The sequence below is a fragment of the Arthrobacter sp. Sr33 genome (assembly GCF_054511195.1).
On record NZ_JBTNDD010000001.1, the window covers coordinates 123,736 to 138,522 of the forward strand.

The following is a 14,787-nucleotide window of genomic DNA, read 5'->3' on the forward strand; positions in this document are numbered from 1 at the left end:
TTGTACAGCGCAGGTTAGCGGCTGGTTTTAGGGGCGAACATCCGGGCGATGAGGCGGGCAGCGAGGTTCAGGAGCATCACGAGGATGATCAGAATCAGGGCTGCGGCCCAGGCTCGCTGGGTGCTCGGGTCGGTGCTGGTCGGGGAGGTCGGGGTAATAATCTGGTAGTAAATGTAGGTGGGAAGAGTGCTCATCCATCCGCTGAAGACGTCGAGGTTGATGCCACGGGCAAACCCGGCCGTCACCAGGATCGGCGCGGTTTCGCCAATCACCCGAGCGATGGCGAGAGTGACTCCGGAAGCGATGCCCGAGATTGCTGTCGGGATGACCACCTTGGTGATGGTCCGCCACTTCCGCACGCCCAGCGCGAAGGCGGCTTCGCGGAGCTCGTTCGGGACAATCTTCAGCATCTCCTCGGTGGAACGGACCACCACCGGGATCATCAGCACCGACAACGCCGCGGCTGCCACGAATCCGGTCCGGGTGCCTGGCCCGAAGATCAGCCCGAACAATGCTGCGGCGAAGAGGCCAGCGACGATGGAGGGGATTCCGGTCATGACATCGACGAAGAAGGTGATCGCCCGGCTGAGCGGGCCACCCGTAGAGTATTCCACCAGGTAGATGGCCGCCAGCAGACCAACCGGCACCGAAATGATCGTCGCCCACAGGGTAATCTGCAGGGTTCCGAGGATCGCATGGTAGGCCCCGCCCAGGACCGGCGTGCCTTCAGCCACTGTCTGGTTATCGATGGCACCGGTCAGCCCATTCATCGACCGGAACAGGAAGTCGCTGGTCATCCCTGGCATGCCGCGTTCCAGCACGGTCCAGATCACTGACAGCAGCGGCAGTACGGCGATGATGAAAGCGCCGTAGACCAGATAGGTAGCGAACCGGTCCTTTGCTTTACGGCTGCCCTCTACTGCACCCGCGGTCGCGGTACCACCGACCACGAAGAAGATCGCAGCGAAAACGGCCATCGAAACCGGGCTGAAACCGAACAGGGACGAGACTGCTGCGCCGAGGATCAGTGCGCCCACCAGAACGGCCCAGATGGACCATTTGGGAAGCTTGTTCTTGGTGAATTGGGACGGTCGCCGGGTCATGGTTGCATTACTCATTAGTTGGCACCTGAGAATTCCTTGTGGCGGCTGATGATCCACCGGGCGACGACGTTGACGGCGAGGGTGATCACGAAGAGCACGAGGCCCGCCGCGATGAGCTCACTCAGGCGAAGTCCGAACGCCTCGGGGAAGTTGAGGGCGATTTCAGCGGCGATGGTCTGGTTGCCAGTCTGGATCAGGCTGGCGTTCAGTGCACCGCCTGAGAGAACCAGGGCCACTGCCATCGTTTCGCCGAGCGCGCGACCCAGGCCGAGCATTGCGGCGCTGATGATCCCCGGCCGGGCAAATGGCAACACCGACATTTTGATCATTTCCCACCGGGTGGCGCCGAGGGCCAGCGATGCCTCTTCGTGAAGTTTGGGGGTCTGGAGGAAGATTTCGCGGCTGAGGGAGGTGATAATGGGCAGCACCATCACGGCCAGCACGATGCTTGCGGTAAGGATGGTTCTCCCGGTGTTACTGGCGGGGCCCTCGAAGATGGGAATCCAGCCGAGGTTGTTTGCCAGCCACTCGTACGCCAATGCCAGCTGTGGAGCCAGCACCGCATAACCCCAGGCGCCGTAGACCACTGACGGGATTGCGGCCAGCAGGTCGATCAGATAGCCAAACCCCTGGGCAAGCCGTCGGGGTGCGTAATGCGAGATGAAAAGAGCGACGCCGATACCCACCGGGGTGGCGAGGATGAGGGCGATAGTCGCAGCAATGACCGTACCGATAACGATCGGCCAGATGTAGGAAAAGAATCCGCTGCCACCGGAGATTTCCGCGGGATCGGCGACGAATGTGGGGAAGGCCTGGACCAGCAGGAAGACCGCAACACAGAACAGCACTGCCAGAATGAGGCAGCCAGCCAGCAGGCTGGCTGTTGAGAATATCTTGTCCCCTGATTGACCGCTGTCGCCTTGTCTGCGCAGCGTGTTCGGAGACACAGTCTTCGTGGACACTAGTGAACCCTTCGGTGCTGGTACTTGGTTGTTCCTGCTGGGTTGCCGAGAGCGGGCGTTGTCAGCGGTGGAGGTGGTAACTGCATACCAGCCTAATGGCTGGGCGCAAAGGACAACCCCGCCCGGTCCGTGAGGACCGGACGGGGCAATCGACGCCTCTTAGGAGGCAACTGCAATCGAATCGATTGCGGCCTGGGCCTGCTCGCGCAGCCCGTCCGAGATCGGGGCGTTGCCGGCCGAGTCGGCCGAGTCGGCCTGACCGTCTTCGCTGATCACGTAGGAGCCGAAGGCCTTGACCAGGTCGACTGTCTCCTGATCAGGGTAGGTGGCGCAGTAGATGTGGTAAGAGATCAGGACGATCGGGTAGGTGCCCGACTCGGTGGTGTCCCGGGTGAGGTTGAAGGACATATCGCCCTCGGGGGAACCTTCCACCTCGGCTGGCTCGGCAACCTCAACGGCGCGTGAAGCGGCCTCTGGGGTCAGCGCCACATACTCTTCGCCTACCTGAACCAAAGCCTGACCGAGGTCACCAACGGCCGACGCATCGGTATAGGTGATAGCGCCTTCGGTGCCTGAGGTGGTCGACACGACACCGTTAGTGCCCTGTGCGTTCTCGGCGACGATTTCGGCGGGCCAGTCACCCGATACCTCGTCGGTCCATACCTCTGGGGCGGCCGTTGCAAGGTAGTCGACGAAGTTCTCGGTGGTGCCCGACTCGTCGCTACGGTGCACAACAGTGATGGCCAGATCGGGAAGCTCCACTCCCTCATTCTGGGCGGCGATTGCCTCGTCGTTCCAGTTAGCGATATCGCCACGGAAAATGGCTGCAATCGTGTCGGCGTCCATGTTCAACTCGTCAATACCTGGCAGGTTGAAAGCTACCGCGATAGGCGCGATGTAGGTAGGAATGTTGAAGGCGCCCTCGGGTCCGCAGACCTCCTGGGCTACAACGTGCTCTTCCTCATCCAGGTAGGCATCCGACCCAGCGAACTGCACACCGCCACCAAGGAATGCCTCGCGGCCAGCTCCGGACCCGTCCGGCGAGTACTGGACGGTCGCGTCAGGGTTGGCTTCCTGGAACCCGGACTGCCAGGCGGTCATTGCCGCGCCCTGTGCCGAAGATCCAGCGCCCGTCAGGGTGCCAGAAACGGTGCTCTCAGCAGCGCCGTTACCCCCAGTGGTTGCCGCTGGCTCGTCGGTTGCGCTGTCGGAGCCGCAGGCGGTCAATGCGAGCGCGGCGACAGAAATTACTGCCGCTGCGCGGCCAAAGCGAAGAACCTTCACTTGATGTTGCCCCTTCCAGGGAGTCGAAAATTGGTGCTGTGGGCACCTATGAAAAACTAGAATCTGAACTTTTCAGTATGCGTACCTTGAATAAGCTAGGCGCCACAGGTAAAGAGACTGACGGATCAAAGTGAACGGAGGGTGAACGTGAAACGTACAGTTGCGATCAGCCCGTTCATTAGCCTTGCCAAACCGCTCCGGGTGCTGTGCGGATCTCCTGGCGCGGTTGCGGCCCCCAACCCGGGAAACCGGGGCTAGGCTGGGTTTCATGCCGCGGCCATCAAACTTCTCGCGAGCCCGCTCCTTTGTTCGCAACCGGACGCGGGTAGGTTTCCGGCGGAGTTCCAACTCGGTAATCCCCGCCATCCAGATGACCGTCTGTGCGGTGGGCGCTTATGTCTTCGCGGAACGGGTCCTTGGTCACAGCGGACCGCTGTTCGCCGCCACCTCCTCGATGATTGCGCTCGGTTTCACCCGCGACCCGCGGCTTCGCCGGGTGTTGGAAGTTGGGGTGGGCTGCACTCTCGGCATTGCGCTGGGAGACGTCCTCCTGGCCCTGTTTGGCACCGGGATCTGGCAGGCAGCGGTGGTGCTGTTCGTGTCGATCCTCCTGGCACGATTCCTGGACAGCGGTACCATCTTCACCACGCAGCTGGGCCTGCAGTCCTTGCTGGTGGTACTACTCCCAGCCCCCGACGGCGGCCCATTCACCCGCAGTGTCGACGCCATCGTCGGCGGTCTGTTCGCCCTGGTGATTGTGATCCTCGCGCCAAAGGACCCACGGAAAGAGCCCAAAACGAACGTGCGGGAGTTACTGGGCGAACTCTCTACTGTGCTTCGCGAATCGTCGACCGCGCTGACCCGCAGCGACCCGACCCTGGCCTGGCACGCCCTGATCAGGGCACGCAGCTGCCAGCCCCTGATGGAGGGTCTCTCCGGCAGCATGGGGGCGGCCAGGGAAGTGGCACGCCTCTCCCCCGCCTACCGGCGCCATCGGCAGGAACTTGCCGAGCTCGGAGGATCAATCGACTCGATAGACCTTGCCGTCCGTAACGCCCGGGTATTCACCCGACGGCTGACCTCGGTCATCAACCACGCTGCGCTCACCGACGAGGCAGTGCAGGAACTCTCCCAGGTCATTGAGGACACCGCCGATGCCGTCGATATGCTTGGCCGGGCCCTCTCGGCGGCCAGCGCCCCCGAACGGGGGCTGACGCTCCGCCAGGCACGGGAAGACCTTGCGGCAGTGGCCACCATGCTCCACCCCCGCCTCCTGCGGATCCAACGGTTGGAGGGAGAAGGGCTGGTGCTGCTGTACCGCCCTCTGATAGTTGACCTTCTGGAGGCAACGGGTCTCCCCCACGATGAGGCTGCCGGGTACCTGCCGAAATTGTGAGCCTGGTCAAAGCTGGCTCCCGCGGTAGTGTCTTTGCCGCTGCACGTCCCTACCCGCCGGTACGTTAGAGGGCATGGCTACAAAGACAGCACGCCCGGCACGCACCTCCGCACCCGCCTACCGGTGTGGAGAATGCGGTTGGACTACCGCGAAATGGGTGGGCCGCTGCGGTGAATGTCAGGCCTGGGGGACGGTCGAGGAGACCGGCCAGGTGGTGGCGAGAACGACGGCGGCTGTCACCGTCGCCACTCCAGCCCTGCGGATCTCGGAGATCGACGCCAGTGCCGCGTCCTACCAGCCGACGCAGATTGGTGAGCTGGACCGGGTTCTCGGTGGCGGCCTGGTACCGGGCGCGGTGATCCTCCTCGCGGGGGAACCCGGCGTGGGCAAGTCCACCCTGGTACTCGACGTCGCGGCCCGGGTGGCGCGACTCGGCAAGGACGTGCTGTATATCACCGGGGAGGAATCGTCAGCCCAGGTGAAGCTACGGGCAGAACGGATCGGCGCCCTCGCCGACACCCTCTACCTCACCGCCGAATCCGATCTGGGGCAGGCCCTCGGGCAGGTGGAACGGTTGTCGCCGTCGCTGCTGATCGTGGACTCGGTTCAAACCCTGAGTAGCGCCGCCGTCGACGGGACCGCCGGCGGGGTCACGCAGGTGCGGGAGGTTGCCGCCTCGCTGATCGCCGCCGCGAAGACCCGAGGCATGACCACCATCCTGGTGGGGCATGTCACCAAGGACGGGTCCATCGCCGGCCCCCGCCTGCTGGAGCACCTGGTGGATGTGGTGTGCCAGTTTGAAGGGGATCGTCACTCACGGCTTCGCCTGATGCGGGCCATCAAGAACCGGTATGGACCCACCGACGAGGTGGGCTGCTTCGACCTGACCGAGACTGGTGTGGAGGGCCTCGCCGATCCGAGCGGCCTGTTCGTGTCGCGTACCAAAGACCCCGTGTCCGGCACCTGCATCACCGTAACTCTGGAGGGGCGCAGGCCGCTGCTGGCCGAGGTGCAAGCTCTCCTCGCGGAGTCGTCAAACTCGCAGCCCCGGCGGGCAACCAGCGGGCTCGACAGTTCACGGGTGGCCATGCTGCTGGCTGTTCTCCAGCAGCGCGCTTCGTTGAGCCTGCATAAGGACGACAGCTACGTTGCAACAGTCGGCGGGGTGAAGCTCAGTGAGCCGGCCACCGATCTGGCAGTGGCGCTGGCCATCGCCTCGGCGAAAACCAACCAGCCGCTCGCAGCCCGGCTCATCGCCTTCGGCGAGGTGGGCCTTGCCGGTGAGGTCAGGCCGGTTCCTGGCATCGCCCAGCGGGTGCAGGAGGCCGAACGGCTCGGCTTCACCCACGCTGTGGTGCCGGCTTCACCCAATGGGCCAGGCAAGGTTCCAGCGGGGTTCAAGGTGCACGAGGTATCGACCCTGACCGAAGCCCTGGAGCTACTCTTTTAGACTTCCGGCTGGACCGGCAGATAACCGTTATACATTTGCGCCCGTAGCTGGTATCCGGGTTTAGGCGGCGCGCCCACTAGGATTGGAACGGCTGCGTTGGTGCCTGCGCGGCAGGGCCTTGCACATCCGGGAACCGGTTGGCAACGCCGGTAGCCGGAAGGAAGTGGCAATGGTTCGCAGCCCAGAGGACGCGTTGAAGGCCACTTTGGCGCGCGTTGCGCCGGGCACCCAGTTGCGGGATGGTCTCGAACGCATCCTTCGCGGGCGTACCGGAGCCTTGATCGTCCTCGGCTTTGACCGCACCGTGGATTCGATCTGTTCCGGCGGGTTCGATATCGGTATCACCTTCTCCCCCACCCGACTCCGGGAACTTGCCAAAATGGACGGCGCCATCGTTTGCGATAAGGATGCAAGCAATATCCTCCGGGCGGGCGTGCAGCTGGTACCTGACCACACCATCTATACCCAGGAGTCCGGGACACGGCACCGGACAGCAGAGCGGGTAGCCATCCAGACCGGGCTCCCGGTCATCTCAGTCAGCCAGTCGATGCACATCATCGCCCTCTACATCAACGGACTGCGGCATGTGCTGGAAGGCTCCGAGCCGGTCCTGGCAAGAGCCAACCAGGCCCTCGCCACCCTCGAACGCTATCGGGCACGACTGGACCAGGTGACCGGCTCGCTGTCCGCCCTGGAAATCGAGGCGATGGTCACGGTCCGGGATGTTGCGGTGACCCTGCAACGCCAGGAAATGGTCCGACGCATCTCCGAGGAAATTTCGCAGTACGTGCTCGAGCTCGGCGTCGATGGCCGGCTCCTCTCACTGCAGGTGGAAGAACTGACCACCGGGCTGGGCCCGGGCAGCGAAATGGTGCTCCGGGATTACCTGGACCTTGGAGACGCCAACCTGGTGGTCGAAGAGCAACTTGCGAAGCTGCAGGCCTTCAGCTCCACCGACCTCATCGACCTCGGCACCATCGCCAGCGTGGTGGGCTTCAATCCCTCAGTTGACTCTCTGGACGCAGTGGTGCAACCCAAGGGTTTCAGGCTGGTGTCCGGCATCAAGGCTGTGCCGCCTGCAGTGGCGAACCGGCTGGTCGACCACTTCGAGGGCCTGCAAAACCTGATGGCAGCGAACATTGATGACCTGATGGCTGTGGATGGGATCGGTGAGCAACGTGCCCGGACCGTGCGTGAGGGACTGTCAAGGATCGCTGAAACGAGCCTGCTCGACCGTTTCATGTAGCTGCTATTGCAGCTCGAAAGTTGCTTCTTCGCTGGTCCGTTCGCCGAGCGTCACCGTCAGGTTGTAAAAACCGGGGGTAGGGTTCGCCTCGACCGCCTGGCAACCCGGTGCGCTACGGTTTCGTTCCCACGTGAAGTTCGCTTCCTCCGACCCGCCCGGCGGGATGTCCCGGTTGAGGTCCTCGGCACCTTCCTGGCAGTCGGCAGAGGAAAAGATGCGATCCTCACCGCTGGTGACCAGGAATTCCATCTGTGAGGTTCCCACATTGACCGGGCAGGGGATATCACCAGTGTTGGTTACCGTCAGCGTGAGCACTGGATTCTCTTCGGGGGCGTAGGCGTCCGCATCGGTCGATGCGCTGACTTCCACCAGCTCCGGACCACACCCGGGTTCCGACGGCGAAGGGGACACGGTCGGTGCTGCGGACTCGGTCGGTGCTGCGGGCTCGCTGACTTCTGCCGTGGGTTCGGACGGGGAGGTTGAGGGGGCTGGTTGGGCCGATCCGGTGGGTGCGCTCACGGCGTCGTCGGTGTTCGCACCGTTGCCGATGAGGCCAGCTAGGGCGATTCCGCCCCATACCAGTACGCCGGCCAGGATGAGGCCCAGGACCAGCACCACAATCCTGCGTCGGCGATACACCTTCGGGCTGACCCGGGGCGCGTTGGACGGCCGCGCTGACCTGTCCTGCGGCCCGCCTCGCGACGGCCCCCCGCGTGAATCCATGGGTTAAGGCTAGGGACCCAATCCTCGGATGCGCGTCACACCACGCCGGTCAGTACAGTATTGATGGTCAACTATCAGGAGTGCCAATGATCCCGGTTCCCACCGCCCAGCTGCATCGACGCATTATTGGCTGGTTCGACGTCCAGGCCCGGGACCTCCCGTGGCGTGGTCCCGGGCGAACCCCCTGGGCGGTAATGGTCAGCGAGTTCATGTTGCAGCAGACACCGGTGGTGCGGGTCCTGCCCGTCTACGCCGACTGGCTCGACCGGTGGCCCGCACCGGCTGACCTTGCCGCGGCTCCAGCCGGTGATGCTTTGAGGCACTGGGGGCGACTTGGTTACCCACGCCGCGCCCTGCGCCTCCACGCGGCCGCGGGGGCCATCGTCGAACACCACGGGGGCCGGGTGCCCCGCACCGCCGCGGAGCTCCTGACCCTTCCCGGCGTCGGCACCTATACGGCTGCTGCGGTGGCAGCGTTTGCGTACGGGAAGCGGGAGACAGTTGTTGACACCAACATCCGCAGAGTCCACGCGCGGCTGCTCGGCGGGGATGCTCTGCCGGCCCCCACCCTGACGGCCGCCGAGATGCGGCGGGCGGCTGACCTCCTGCCCGACGACGACGGCGAATCAGTCAAGTGGAACGCGGCAGTGATGGAGCTTGGCGCATTGATCTGCACTGCCCGGGCCCCCAAGTGCTCCCAGTGTCCGGTGCTCGACGCCTGCGCATGGGTTGCTGCGGGGCGACCGGAACCTCATTACGTGCCCAGGGGACAGGCCTGGGCCGGGACGGATCGTCAGGTGCGCGGGGCGATGATGGGAGTCCTTCGGGACGCGGTGGCACCGGTGATCAGGGAGGTGCTCGTTGCCGAACCGGTGGACCTCGCGCTCGGCTCGCCGCCCGGCACCGTAGTGTCCCCACTGATGAAACTGCACCGCCTGAACGCGTCAAGGGAGCAACTCGAACGGTCCCTTGACGGGCTCGTGGCGGATGGTCTTGCCAGCGAGACCCCGGCCGGCATCAGCCTCCCCAGCTGACCGGCCCAGACCGCTTCAGAGTTCCCCGAACCCGCTGGCCACCTCAGCACCTATCTGATCAATGGCTTTCTGCGCGTCGGGGCCAGCGGCTGACGCGGTCAGGACCTTGCCCTGGCCGAGACCCAGGCTCATGAGCAGCATCACCGACTTCGCGTCCACCCCGTTGACCGTCACCTCCACATCCAGTTCACTCATCATCCGGGCCAGGGTTGCCGCGGGGCGGGCGTGCAACCCCATCGGGTTGGGCAATTCCCAGGCTGCCTCAACCGGATTTCCATCGGTGGAGGATTGAGATCCGCCTTCTCCGGGCGCGGCTGCAGCATGGCTGACAAACGGCTCGAGCTCCGTTGGATCCAGCGCGACGATCGCTGTCTCGGCGGCACGTGTCACCGTGTCTACATCGGCTCCGGACTGCGCCTCGACGGCCGCGGCGACTGTACCTTCGACCAGGGCCGCGCGGGCAAGCCTGACCCGCAAACGCTGGTCGCTGTCAATGAACTCAAGCGCCATCTCGGCAGTCATCACGGCAGAGCCCAGATCTGTCAGGAGCACGACGCCGGCACCCTGGTCCGCCGTCGAAATAGCCTCAAGCACCTTCTCGAAGCTGGTTCCGATCAGTGGGACACCAGAATCATCGTCCAACCCACCGGCGGCGACGAGCGGGACGTCCCCCGCCATCTCACGGGCGAGGTCGCAGATTCCCTCGGCGATCTTCGAACTATGGGACACAATGACCAGGCCAACGTTCACTCCTGCGCACCTGCCGCATCGGCCGCTGCCTGCAAAATCAACCCTGACGAGACGGCGCCCGGGTCGAGGTGGCCGGCGCTGCGTTCGCCGAGGTAGCTGGCACGGCCCTTCCGTGCAATCAGTGGTTCGGTAGCCGCGGCCCCGGCGTTTGCAGCGTTGGCGGCGGCCGCCAGCACCTCTGCAACCGATGCGCCGGCCATCGCGGCGGTGCCTGCCGCCTCAGCCGCAGGAGTCCAGGCATCGACCATCGTCTTGTCACCGGATTCGGCCTTGCCGCGCGCTACTATCCCATCGCGGGCAGCGGTCAGCAGCCCGGCGACGTCGTCGGGGCCTATTGCCTCGGTGTCGCCCAGCGAGGTGGCTGCACGGAGCAGGGCGGTTCCATAGAGGGGCCCAGCTGCGCCCCCCACGGATGACATGAGGGTCATCGCGGCCAGCTTCAGCACGGCACCCGGCGTGGCGGGGTGTGTACCGTCGTCGAGCTTTTTCACTACCGCCGTGAACCCACGATCGAGATTCTCACCGTGATCGGCATCGCCGATAGCCCGATCAAGGTCGATCAGGTATTGCCGGTTCTCGCTGACCACCCGGGCACTCTCCCGCAGCCACGCGACCACCCATTCAGTGGTGAGGGTATTGGTGGATCCCTCTACCACGCCTAGACTCCCCACCGGAGCGCAGCAGTGTTAACTGGCGAATCCCACAACTCGACCATTTCGTCGTCAAGTCGCAGCACGGTGATCGAGGCGCCCTGCATTTCCAGGGCGGTGATGTAGTTGCCCACCAGGGATCGTTCAACAACGATTCCCTGCTCCTCAAGGAGTTGCCTGGCGCGCCGGTAGACGATGTACAGCTCACTTGCCGGCGTGCCTCCCATGCCATTGACGAAGAGCAGCACCTTCTCGCCGCTGTCCACCTTGAGATCGGCGAGGATTGGCTCCATCAGCCGTCCGGTGATCCCGTCGGCGTTTTCCATCGCAATGCGATGCCTGCCGGGTTCACCGTGGATGCCGATGCCGATCTCGATCTCGTCGTCGGTGAGGTCGAAGCTCGGCTGGCCGGCGTGCGGCACAGTACAGGCGGCGAGCGCCACCCCCATGGACCTGACATTGTCGATGACACGCTGGGCGATTGCAGTCACCGCATCGAGGGTGTCTCCCCGCTCGGCTGCGCCGCCCGCGATCCGTTCAACGAGGACCGTTCCGCCGACGCCGCGTCTGCCAGCGGTGTACAGCGAATCCTCGACTGCGACGTCGTCGTTCACCAGGACCGTCCGCACGGTCACGCCCTCGGCTTCAGCGAGCTCGGCTGCGGTTTCAAAGTTCAGGACGTCGCCCGTGTAGTTCTTCACAATGTGGAGCACCCCCGCTCCCCCATCAACAGCTGTGGTGGCTGGGAGAATCTGGTCGGGGGTCGGGGAGGTGAACATGGCCCCGGGTACGGCGGCATCGAGCATTCCCCGACCTACATATCCGGCGTGCAGCGGTTCGTGACCGCTGCCCCCGCCGGAGACCAGCCCGACTTTTCCTTGGCGGGGTGCGTCTTTCCGGGTGATGAACAGGGGGTCGGGATGGACATTGACCAGGTCTGCGTGGGCGGCCCCGAACCCTTCAACGGACTCGGTGACGACCTGCTTTGGGTCATTGATTAGCTTTTTCATGGCGGCTCCTCGGTGAAAGGACACAGGATTGGGTTTGCCGGCCCGCCGGACCTGCTGGCCTTGTCTGAACCCTACCCTCCGGTCAACTGCTTGCCTATAGGGTGCACTACTGGTTAAACGGCTGTGGGAGGCCCCCGAGCTACTTACGCTCGGCTCCTCCCACAGCACTAATCCTTCGGCGGCTTCCACTGGCGACTATGAATCGGGTGAACGCCTGCTGGACCAGATCTAGCGGTTGTCACCCTTGAAGGCGTCCTTGACGTTTTCGCCGGCGTTCTTGATGTCGCCGGAGGCCTGGTCCTTGTGGCCATCGGCTTCCATCTTTTCGTTGCCGGTGAGCTTGCCAACGCCTTCTTTGATCTTGCCGCCCAGCTTCTCGCCGCTGTTTGCTGCCTTGTCGTCTGCACCCATAGTCTGACCTACTTCCGCTCGGTGTGTCGGGGCCCGGGTCCGGGTCCCGCTTTTCGCATCATCATAGATGCCAAGCTCCCTTAGCTTATCGATCCTGACCTCGGTTTGCCACCTTATGCGGGCTATTCCCGAGCTGACGGATCATCCGGGTGTTGCCGAGGGTGTTCGGTTTGACCCGGGCAAGGTCGAGAAATTCAGCGACGCCCTCGTCGTGGGAACGAAGGAGTTCCGAATAGACCGCCGGGTCCACTGCCGACTGGTCAGCCATCACCTGGAACCCCTGGCGCTGGAAGAACTCCACTTCAAAGGTCAGGCAGAAGACGCGTTCGACGCCCAGGGCGCGCGCGTCGTCGAGCAGCTTCGCCACCAGGGCACTGCCGACGCCGCGCCCCTTCGCGGCCTGGAACGTGGCAAGGGTGCGGATCTCGGCCAGGTCTTCCCACATGACGTGCAGCGCCCCGCAACCGAGGACGCCGTCGTCGTCCTCGGCAATCCGGAACTCCTGCAAACCCTCATAGTAGGCAACAGTTTCCTTGGCCATCAGTACCCGGCTCTCAGCAAGCGGGGCCACCAACGCCTTGATTGCTGGGACGTCGGAAGTACGCGCGGGCCGGATTCTGAAGGAGGAACTCACTAAGGCAGTCTACAAACCCTGCCGCAGGTATCAGCTACAGTCCGAGTTCGGGGGGCAGGTCTCTGCGTTCACCGAGGACGTGGTGCGCCAGGAAATGCCCGACGACGCCGTACCAGACTTTCGCGTGCTGGGGTTTGAGAATCCAGTGGTTCTCATCCGGGAAGTAAAGGAACCGGTGAGCGGTCCGGCCTTCCTCATCTACTGCCAGCTGGGATCGTGACAGCAGTTCGTACCAGAGCCTGAGGCCCTCTCCGATTGGGACGCGGTAATCCTTGTCCCCGTGGATCACCAACATGGGTGTCGATATGTTCTCCACGTGGTGGTGCGGAGAGTTTTCCGACGCCATCTCGGGCGTCATCTCCTTCTCCCAGTAGTAGGACGCATCAGTGGTTGGGCCAAACTGGTCGAGCGCCCACAGACTGGCGTGGGTGACTACAGCGGTGAACCGGTCCGTGTGGCCAGCTATCCAGTTGGCCATGTAGCCGCCGAAGGACCCGCCCATGGCGGCGGTCCGGGTCTCGTCGATGTCGTCTCGTGCTACCACGGCATCGGTTGCTGTCATCAGGTCAGTGAACGGTGCTTTGCCCCACTGTCCCCAGCCCCGGTCGATCATGTGCTGGCCGTACCCGGTAGACAAGGCTGGATCAGGGAGCAGGACCGCGTAGCCCTGGGCCGCCAGCAGCCACGGCGACCACCGCCAGGTCCAGGCGTTCCAGGAGCCCAGCGGGCCGCCGTGGATCCATAAAAGCAGCGGAGCGGGCCGGGAAGAGTCCGCTCCGGCGGGGAGGACCAGCCAGGATCCAATCGTCTGTCCATCGTCGGCGGTGGTCTCTACTCGTTCCAGCCGCCCCGACAAGGCTGGTCGCTCGACTGGTCCCCGTAGTGCCGCCACGGTTCGGTTGATGAGGTCAATTGTGACCACTTCGGCGGGAAATTCGTAGGAGCTGCGCAGTGCGTAGGCGGTGTGACCATCGGGGGCCACCACCGCGTTGGTGTACGAGGCTGCGTCGCTGGTCACCCGGGTCACCTCATTGGTGGCTACGTCGATCAAGAACAGCGGCGAGGCGCCCTCCTCATCGGCAGTGACCAGCACTGCGCTGCCATCGGGCAACCACGCAGCCGGGGACGGCCAACGGTCCCACTTTGCGGCAAGGGGAAGGAGTTCCCCGCCGGCGAGTGGGAGCAGGCCAAGTGTTTGTTGCGGCGCAACCTCAGCGGTGGTCCGTCTGGCCCGGTGGACCACCAGGGTGGCACCGTCGGGGCTGATCGGTCCGGGCGAGAAGTCGTAGCCGGGGTCGTCGAGCAGGACCGAGCGCTCCCCGGTGGCAACATCAATCCTGGCAAGGATGCTTCGTGCGTCCCCCTTACCCACCGGAATGCTCACCGCTGTCACCACAACTGAACCGTTCGGGCTGATCACCTGCTTGGCGTTCCTGAGGGAGGTGCCTGCGGCGGGTGTGATGTTGCGGAGCTCGAACCGGGCTGCAGCGTCGGTTGCCTGGAGCGGCTGCCCGGCGGTCCCCTTCCCCTCCAACGCGAAGTAACGAGGCTCTGCCGGACCTAGATCGGCATCCCAATAACGAACCGGATAACCGGAGTGCAGGATGGCGCCCACCTTGGCTTCCTTCCGCAGAGTACGGCGCGCACCGTCGTCGCCCTCGTCGGTCGAACCCGCGAGGACGTCAGCGACGACGATGGCGGACTCCGCCTCGGAGGACGTTAGTACGCTGCTCACACCGCCCTGGCGAGAGAGCACCAGCTGCGCCTCCCCTCCCCGGGCCGGGAGCCGCCAGATCGCGTTGGTGGGTTCCTTGGCCGCATCCCCCTCTGCCCCATCCGGATCGGGCCGCGCCGAGGTGAACAGCAGGTCCCCGCCAGCCAGGAATGAGGCACCCGTTTCGCCCTTGGCGCTGCGCGTAATCCGGCGCGCGGGTTGCTCTCCGCGCGGATCAACTTCCCAGAGCGCCGTCCCGTATTCAGTTGCCTTGGCATTGAGCGTAGCCACGGTCGTCACCAGTCGAGACCCGTCGGGGCTCAGCGCCAGGGCGGCCAGCCGGGGCATCGCGATGAAGAGATCCAGGTCGTGGAAGGGGGTTTCGGGCTGCTGTTCCGATTCGGGTGTCATCGCCCCTGT

14 protein-coding genes are annotated in these 14,787 nt (G+C 64.3%); 4 read left to right on the forward strand and 10 right to left on the reverse strand.

The genetic code is table 11. The features are described from left to right. Positions 1–14: 14 nt before the first annotated feature. From pstA to pstS, 3 genes are all read right to left on the reverse strand, one after another. Positions 15–1,118 (reverse strand): phosphate ABC transporter permease PstA, encoded by a 1,104-nt coding sequence (gene pstA / locus ACX80T_RS00680; protein ID WP_019483964.1) that lies wholly within the window; start codon positions 1,116–1,118, stop codon positions 15–17. Beyond that, positions 1,118–2,065, reverse strand: a complete 948-nt coding sequence (gene pstC, locus ACX80T_RS00685) for a phosphate ABC transporter permease subunit PstC (protein WP_459303503.1) — start codon at positions 2,063–2,065, stop codon at positions 1,118–1,120. The genes pstA and pstC overlap by 1 nt, the downstream gene beginning before the upstream one ends. A gap of 159 nt (positions 2,066–2,224) precedes the next feature. Further along, positions 2,225–3,349 (reverse strand): phosphate ABC transporter substrate-binding protein PstS, encoded by a 1,125-nt coding sequence (pstS, locus tag ACX80T_RS00690; RefSeq protein ID WP_459303504.1) that lies wholly within the window; start codon positions 3,347–3,349, stop codon positions 2,225–2,227. Between the two features lie 268 nt (positions 3,350–3,617). Here pstS and ACX80T_RS00695 point away from each other — a divergent pair, with 268 nt between their 5' ends. The 3 genes from ACX80T_RS00695 to disA all read left to right on the forward strand — a co-directional run bounded on the left by ACX80T_RS00695 (position 3,618) and on the right by disA (position 7,441). Beyond that, on the forward strand, positions 3,618–4,745 hold the full coding sequence (locus ACX80T_RS00695; protein ID WP_026041224.1) for an FUSC family protein: 1,128 nt from the start codon (positions 3,618–3,620) through the stop codon (positions 4,743–4,745). A 73-nt stretch (positions 4,746–4,818) separates the two neighbouring features. Continuing rightward, complete coding sequence (gene radA, locus ACX80T_RS00700) at positions 4,819–6,195, forward strand: DNA repair protein RadA (RefSeq protein ID WP_024477168.1); 1,377 nt, start codon at positions 4,819–4,821, stop codon at positions 6,193–6,195. A 169-nt stretch (positions 6,196–6,364) separates the two neighbouring features. Continuing rightward, a complete protein-coding gene (disA, locus tag ACX80T_RS00705; protein ID WP_019483969.1) occupies positions 6,365–7,441 on the forward strand; it encodes a DNA integrity scanning diadenylate cyclase DisA in 1,077 nt (358 codons plus the stop codon). Positions 7,442–7,444: 3 nt separating this feature from the next. Here the strand turns inward: disA and ACX80T_RS00710 are convergent, their stop codons facing one another. Then, a complete protein-coding gene (locus tag ACX80T_RS00710; RefSeq protein WP_459303505.1) occupies positions 7,445–8,164 on the reverse strand; it encodes a hypothetical protein in 720 nt (239 codons plus the stop codon). 86 nt (positions 8,165–8,250) lie between these two features. Between ACX80T_RS00710 and ACX80T_RS00715 the strand changes: the two genes are divergently transcribed. After that, complete coding sequence (locus tag ACX80T_RS00715; protein ID WP_459303506.1) at positions 8,251–9,198, forward strand: HhH-GPD family protein; 948 nt, start codon at positions 8,251–8,253, stop codon at positions 9,196–9,198. Between the two features lie 15 nt (positions 9,199–9,213). Here the strand turns inward: ACX80T_RS00715 and dhaM are convergent, their stop codons facing one another. The 6 genes from dhaM to ACX80T_RS00745 all read right to left on the reverse strand — a co-directional run bounded on the left by dhaM (position 9,214) and on the right by ACX80T_RS00745 (position 14,778). After that, complete coding sequence (dhaM, locus tag ACX80T_RS00720; RefSeq protein WP_459303507.1) at positions 9,214–9,948, reverse strand: dihydroxyacetone kinase phosphoryl donor subunit DhaM; 735 nt, start codon at positions 9,946–9,948, stop codon at positions 9,214–9,216. Further along, positions 9,945–10,604, reverse strand: a complete 660-nt coding sequence (dhaL, locus tag ACX80T_RS00725; RefSeq protein ID WP_459303508.1) for a dihydroxyacetone kinase subunit DhaL — start codon at positions 10,602–10,604, stop codon at positions 9,945–9,947. Before dhaL ends, dhaM begins: the two co-directional genes overlap by 4 nt. A gap of 2 nt (positions 10,605–10,606) precedes the next feature. Continuing rightward, positions 10,607–11,608 carry a dihydroxyacetone kinase subunit DhaK gene (gene dhaK / locus ACX80T_RS00730; protein WP_024477164.1) on the reverse strand — a complete coding sequence of 334 codons (1,002 nt, stop codon included), beginning with the start codon at positions 11,606–11,608 and terminating at the stop codon, positions 10,607–10,609. Positions 11,609–11,836: 228 nt separating this feature from the next. After that, positions 11,837–12,019, reverse strand: a complete 183-nt coding sequence (locus ACX80T_RS00735) for a CsbD family protein (protein ID WP_019483975.1) — start codon at positions 12,017–12,019, stop codon at positions 11,837–11,839. 85 nt (positions 12,020–12,104) lie between these two features. Continuing rightward, positions 12,105–12,653, reverse strand: coding sequence for an amino-acid N-acetyltransferase (locus ACX80T_RS00740; RefSeq protein WP_019483976.1), 549 nt, complete (start codon positions 12,651–12,653; stop codon positions 12,105–12,107). Positions 12,654–12,687: 34 nt separating this feature from the next. Continuing rightward, positions 12,688–14,778: a S9 family peptidase gene (locus ACX80T_RS00745; RefSeq protein ID WP_019483977.1), complete on the reverse strand. Its 2,091-nt coding sequence runs from the start codon at positions 14,776–14,778 to the stop codon at positions 12,688–12,690. Positions 14,779–14,787: the final 9 nt, after the last annotated feature.